The organism is Kitasatospora sp. NPDC093558 (assembly GCF_040683475.1).
In the GTDB taxonomy this organism is placed as follows: Bacteria; Actinomycetota; Actinomycetes; order Streptomycetales; family Streptomycetaceae; genus Kitasatospora.
Window position 1 is genome coordinate 1 of record NZ_JBFBDY010000444.1, and the last position, 5224, is coordinate 5224.

The 5224-nt window shown below is 73.7% G+C and carries 6 protein-coding genes; 3 read left to right on the forward strand and 3 right to left on the reverse strand.

Annotation, left to right across the window (positions count from 1 at the left end):
• The first annotated feature begins 239 nt into the window (after positions 1–239).
• The 3 genes from AB0O00_RS28585 (at position 240) to AB0O00_RS28595 (ending at position 3979) form a co-directional block, all read left to right on the forward strand.
• Positions 240–1760, forward strand: coding sequence for a N,N-dimethylformamidase beta subunit family domain-containing protein (locus tag AB0O00_RS28585; RefSeq protein ID WP_363656569.1), 1521 nt, complete (start codon positions 240–242; stop codon positions 1758–1760).
• Between the two features lie 140 nt (positions 1761–1900).
• On the forward strand, positions 1901–2638 hold the full coding sequence (locus tag AB0O00_RS28590) for a polyprenol monophosphomannose synthase (protein WP_363656571.1): 738 nt from the start codon (positions 1901–1903) through the stop codon (positions 2636–2638).
• Between the two features lie 75 nt (positions 2639–2713).
• A complete protein-coding gene (locus AB0O00_RS28595; protein ID WP_363656573.1) occupies positions 2714–3979 on the forward strand; it encodes an aromatic acid exporter family protein in 1266 nt (421 codons plus the stop codon).
• A gap of 7 nt (positions 3980–3986) precedes the next feature.
• Here AB0O00_RS28595 and AB0O00_RS28600 read toward each other — a convergent pair whose 3' ends face one another.
• The 3 genes from AB0O00_RS28600 to AB0O00_RS28610 all read right to left on the reverse strand — a co-directional run.
• Complete coding sequence (locus AB0O00_RS28600; RefSeq protein WP_363656575.1) at positions 3987–4436, reverse strand: SRPBCC domain-containing protein; 450 nt, start codon at positions 4434–4436, stop codon at positions 3987–3989.
• 6 nt (positions 4437–4442) lie between these two features.
• The gene (locus AB0O00_RS28605) at positions 4443–4916 is read right to left on the reverse strand and encodes a VOC family protein (RefSeq protein ID WP_363656577.1); all 474 of its coding nucleotides are present in this window, start codon (positions 4914–4916) and stop codon (positions 4443–4445) included.
• Positions 4917–5009: 93 nt separating this feature from the next.
• On the reverse strand, positions 5010–5224 hold a 215-nt coding region (locus AB0O00_RS28610; RefSeq protein ID WP_363656579.1), incomplete at its 5' end, for a phospholipase domain-containing protein.

Genomic DNA, 5224 nt, shown 5'->3' on the forward strand with positions numbered 1-5224 from the left:
GGTGCCCCCGGACGGCCCTCTCCGGTGGCGGACGGGCGCGCAACCGTGCATGGAGGGCGCGGAGGGTGTGCGGGACCCGGCGCGGCGGCCGCGACCTGATGACCGGAAAGAGTGAGGATGTCCGCACGCCTTGACGCACGGGTGCGCGGGTAGAGAACACCGACACGGACAACCGGGAGGCCAGGGTGGCGGACGAGCGGGCGGAACCGAGCCGGCGGGGGATCCTCGCTCTGGGCCTGATGGCCGCGGCCCTCACCTCCTGCGGCACGCGCCATCCCGACGAACCCCCGAGCCCGGCGCCGTCCCCCGACCCCTCCGGCGCGACCCCGCAGCGCGCCGGCCTCAAGGACGACCGGAAGCCCGAGCAGTCGCTCCCCGGCAACCCCGACTGGGAGGTCACCAACCCCGGCCCGGCCGGCGCCATCGAGGGCTTCGCCGACCGCGTCAGCGTCCTGCCCGGCGAACCGGTCGGCCTGCACGTCTCCACCCCCGCCGCCGCGTTCACCGTCTCCGCCTACCGGATCGGCTGGTACGGCGGCGCCCGCGCCCGCCTGGTGTGGCGCCGCGAGCACGTGCCCGGCACCAAGCAGCCCGCGCCGCACGTGGACGGCACGACCCGCACCGTCCTCACCGGCTGGCAGCGGACCCTCGCCGTCGACACGGCCGGCTGGCCCGAGGGCGCGTACCTGCTGCGCCTGGACGCCGAGGACGGCTCCGGCCAGCGCTACGTCCCGCTCACCGTCCGCTCGGCCGTCACCGCGGGGAAGACGGTCGTCATGAGCGCCCCGGCGACGTGGCAGGCCTACAACGAGTGGGGCGGGCACAGCCTCTACAACGGCCCGACCGGCGGCCTGGCCACCCGCTCGCTGCGGGTCGTCTTCGACCGGCCGTACGACTACGACCACGGCGCCGGGCTGTTCCTGGTGTACGAGGCGCCGCTGGTCTCCCTTGCCGAGCAGCTCGGCATCCCGCTCGCGTACACGACTGGGATCGACGTCGCCCGCGAGCCGGCGCTGCTGCGCGACGCCACCGCCGTCCTGTCGCTCGGACACGACGAGTACTGGTCCCCCGAGCAGCGCGCGAACGTCGTCGCGGCCCGGGACGCCGGCACCAACGTGGCGATCCTGGGCGCGAATTGCTGCTTCCGCCGGGTCCGGTTCGAAGCCACCGACCTCGGGCCGGACCGCACGGTGGTCTGCTACAAGGACGCCTGGGCGAGCGACCCCGGCTACAAGGCCGGCGCGCCGGCCACCACCGACTTCCGCACCGGCCCGGGCGCCGACCCGGAGAGCTCGATGCTCGGCGTCATCTACGACGGCTACCCGGTGGACGCGCCGTACGTCATCGGCGCGCCCGACCACTGGGCGTTCGAGGGCACGGGCGTCGCCGCGGGCGCGTCCTTCCCGCACCTGGTCGGCGTCGAGTACGACAAGGTGGACACCGCATTCCCCGTCCCGCGCCCGATCGAGGTGATCGCCCACTCCCCCGTCGTGTGCGACGGCCGCCGGTCGCACGCCGACACCGCGTACTACACCGTCCCGAGCGGCGCCGGGGTGTTCGCCACCGGGACGATGCGCTGGGTGGAGACGCTCGACGCGCACGGCCCCGGGGGCACCGGCGCCGACCACGGCATCGACGGCCGGGCCGGAGACCTGGTGCGCAAGGTCACCGAGAACGTCCTGCGCACCTTCGCCGCCGGCCCGGCCGGACGCACCCACCCCGCCCGCGACAACCTCGCCGCCGTCTACGGCACGCGGTAGCCCGCCGGACCGTCAGCGGGCGCCCCGCCGTCGGGCCTCCGACGGACGCCGGTACACTCCAACGGTCCAGTCAGCAGATCACGGACATCCGTGAGGCGGGGCACGGGTGCCGGCCGGAGAGCAGCGGTAGGGAACAGAGCATGGTCGAGGCCTCCCCCAAGGTCGTTGTCGTCGTCCCCACGTACAACGAGCGGGAGAACCTTCCGGTCCTGGCGGGCCTGCTGGCACAGCTGCCGGTGCCGGACCTGCACCTGCTGGTCGTCGACGACAACTCCCCCGACGGCACCGGCGAGCTCGCCGACAAGCTGGCGGCCGGCGCGGACGGCCGGATCGGCGTGCTGCACCGCACCGAGAAGGACGGCCTCGGCCGCGCCTACCTCGCGGGCATGGCCCGGGCCCTCGACGAGGGCGCCGACGTCGTCGTGCAGATGGACGCCGACCTGTCGCACCCGGCCTCCGCGATACCCGAGATGGTCCGCACCCTCCTCACCGGCGACACCGCCGTGGTGCTCGGCTCCCGCTACGTGCCCGGCGGCTCGACCGCCTCGGAGTGGCCGTGGCACCGCAAGGCCCTCTCCGCGTGGGCCAACCTCTACGTCAACACCATCCTCCGCCTCGGCGTGCGCGACGCCACCGCGGGCTTCAAGGCCTGGCGGGCGAACACCCTGCGGGCCATCGACCTGCCGACCGTGCAGAGCAACGGCTACTCGTTCCAGGTCGAGATGAACTACCGCGTCATCAAGCGCGGCATGACGATCCGCGAGGTCCCGATCCGCTTCGAGGAGCGCGTCGAGGGCGCGTCCAAGATGAGCATCGGCGTCCAGGTCGAATCCGCCCTCGCCCCCTGGAAGCTGCGCCTGGACCGCCGCAACTCCTGACGCCGGCACGGGCAACCGGGTGCCGTCGGGCCCGATCGGCGGTGTGAACGGCGGCTGCGGGGAAAGAGGGGCAGCATGGCCCTTCTCCCGGAGTCCCTGACGGCCGCCGTGCGCCGTGGCGCCCGAGAACCGTTCGTCGTCCAGACCGTCCGGGCGACCGTGGCGGCCACCCTGTCCTACGCGGTGGCCACCCGGCTGAGCAGCGAGCCGGCCCCGCTGACGGCGCCGCTCACCGCGCTCCTGGTGGTGCAGGTCACCGTCTACTCGACGCTCAAGACCAGCATCCGCCGGGTCAACTCGGTGGTCGTCGGCGTGCTGATCGCGATCGGCTTCAGCGCCGTGGTCGGGCTCTCCTGGTGGAGCCTCGGGCTGATCATCCTGGCCTCGCTGACGATCGGCCGGTTCGTGCGGGTCGAGGAGTTCGTCCAGGAGGTCGCGATCAGCGCGATGCTGATCCTCGGCGTCACCAAGCTCGCCTCCCAGGCCTGGGACCGCGTGCTGGAGACGCTGATCGGCGCCGCCGTCGGCCTGCTGTTCAACCTGCTGTTCGCCCCGCCGGTCTGGGTGGACACCGCGGGCGCCTCGATCGAGGACCTCGCCCGGCGCGCCCGCCAGCTGCTCCTGGACATCGCCGAGGAACTCGGCCGCCCCACCCCGGTCTCCGTCGCCGCCGAACGGCTGCACGAGGCCCGCCGCCTGGACCAGGCGATCGCCCAGGTCGACGCGGCCCTGCGGCAGGCCGAGGACAGCCTGCGCTTCAACCCCCGGATCAGCGAGGGCCTGCTGTCCCGCCTGGTGCTGCGCACCGGCCTGGACACGCTGGAGATCTGCGTCGTGGTCGTCCGCGTCCTGGCCCGTTCGCTGACCGACCTGGCCAAGCGCCGCGACCCCGGCGAGCGCCTGTTCGCCCCCGAGGTCGCGGTGGCGCTGGAGGAGCTGCTGGCCCACATCGGCGGCGCGATGGTCAGCTTCGCCGTCCTGGTCACCACCCAGGTGAGCCGCAACGCCGAGGAGGCCGAACAGCGCCTCACCGCCGAACTCGCGGCCGCCTGGGCCTGCCGCGAGAACGTCGCCCAGCTGCTCCTGCGCCAGGTCCGGGAACACCCCGAGGCCTGGCAACTGCACGGCGCGCTGCTCGCCGAGGTGGACCGGATCCTCGACGAGATGGACCTGGAGCACCGCAGCCGCCGCCTGATGGAGGAGCTGGACCGCGCCTCGGTGGCGAACCGGGAACGCTTCTCCCGCTACGCCGGCCTGCGCCGCCGGCTCCGCGGAGAGCGGAGCGGTGGCGAGCGGACCGGTGGCGAGCGCCCCCGCCCGGCGGCCGGCAGCGGGGGCTGAGGAGCCGCTACGGCATGAGCCACGGCTGCTGCGGGAGCGGGTGGCCGGTCTCCAGGTAGGTCTTGAGGTTGGCGAGGACGGCCGACCAGCCCCGGGCCGCCTCCGCCGCCTCGGCCTCGTCGGCCAGGCTCTCGTGGGTGACGGTGAGGCGGGTGAGGTCCTGCCACCCCTCGATGCCGAAGGTGACCCGGGACGGTCCGGCCGGGTGCGGCGTGCCAGGGGCGTACCAGGTGGTGACCAGGAGGTGGGGGCGGGTGGCCGCTTCGACGGTGCCGGTGACGTCGGCGATGCCGGAGTCGTCGGTGCGCCGGTGTTCCCAGGGGGCGCCGGGGAGCCAGGTGGAGACGTTGCGGTGGCCCCAGTAGATGGCGGACTCGTCGGCGTTGGTGAGGGCGTGCCAGACCCGCTCGGGGGTGGCGTGCAGGTAGACCGTGGTGCGGACGGCGGCGGGGGTCATGGCGCCTCAGCCTTCCGCCGCGGCGAGCAGCGGCTGGATCTCGAGCTTCCCCATGGACATCATCGCGGCCATCACCCGGCCGGCCTTGGCGCGGTCGGGGTCGGCGACCAGGTCCAGCAGGACGCGCGGGGTGATCTGCCAGGAGAAGCCGTAGCGGTCCTTGAGCCAGCCGCAGGGGCCCGCCTGGCCGCCGTCGGCGGTGAGCTTGCCCCAGAGCTCGTCGACCTCCTGCTGGTCGTCGCACTCCACCTGGAGCGAGACGGCTTCGGTGAAGGAGAACTGCGGGCCGCCGTTGAGGGCGACGTAGGGCCGGCCGTCGAGTTCGAACTCGACCGTCATGACGGAGCCGGCGGGTGCCGGGCCGCCGTCGGGGTGGCGGGTGACGCCGGTGATGCGGGAGTCGCGGAAGAGCGACGTGTAGAAGGCGGCGGCCTCTTCGGCCTGGGTGTCGAACCAGAGGAAGGTGCTGATTTTCTGCATGCGCCCGACGCTAGCGGCGGGGTCTGACGGTCCGGCCGAGCCACGGCCGGGGGTCACCGGTTCGGCGCCCCCGGCCGCCAAGAGGCGTACGGGTCAGTGCACCCAGCCCGCGTACCGGCGCACGAAGCGCTGGCCGGTGTGGGCGGTCACGACGACGTCGTAGCGGCCCTGCTTGTCCAGCGGCCAGGCGATGTTGGCCTGCCGGCCGGGCTTGACCCAGACGGTCTGCGCAGTGCCCGCGAAGTCGTTGGGCGCGGCGGTGAACGCGACGTCGGTCAGGCCGTCGTTGGCCACCTGGAGGGTGAGCC

Coding starts and splice junctions, on each gene's coding strand:
- AB0O00_RS28585 (WP_363656569.1), top strand. CDS start 240: ATGGCCGCGGCCCTCACCTCCTGCGGCACGCGCCATCCCGACGAACCC.
- AB0O00_RS28590 (WP_363656571.1), top strand. CDS start 1,901: ATGGTCGAGGCCTCCCCCAAGGTCGTTGTCGTCGTCCCCACGTACAAC.
- AB0O00_RS28595 (WP_363656573.1), top strand. CDS start 2,714: ATGGCCCTTCTCCCGGAGTCCCTGACGGCCGCCGTGCGCCGTGGCGCC.
- AB0O00_RS28605 (WP_363656577.1), bottom strand. CDS start 4,916: ATGCAGAAAATCAGCACCTTCCTCTGGTTCGACACCCAGGCCGAAGAG.
- AB0O00_RS28600 (WP_363656575.1), bottom strand. CDS start 4,436: ATGACCCCCGCCGCCGTCCGCACCACGGTCTACCTGCACGCCACCCCC.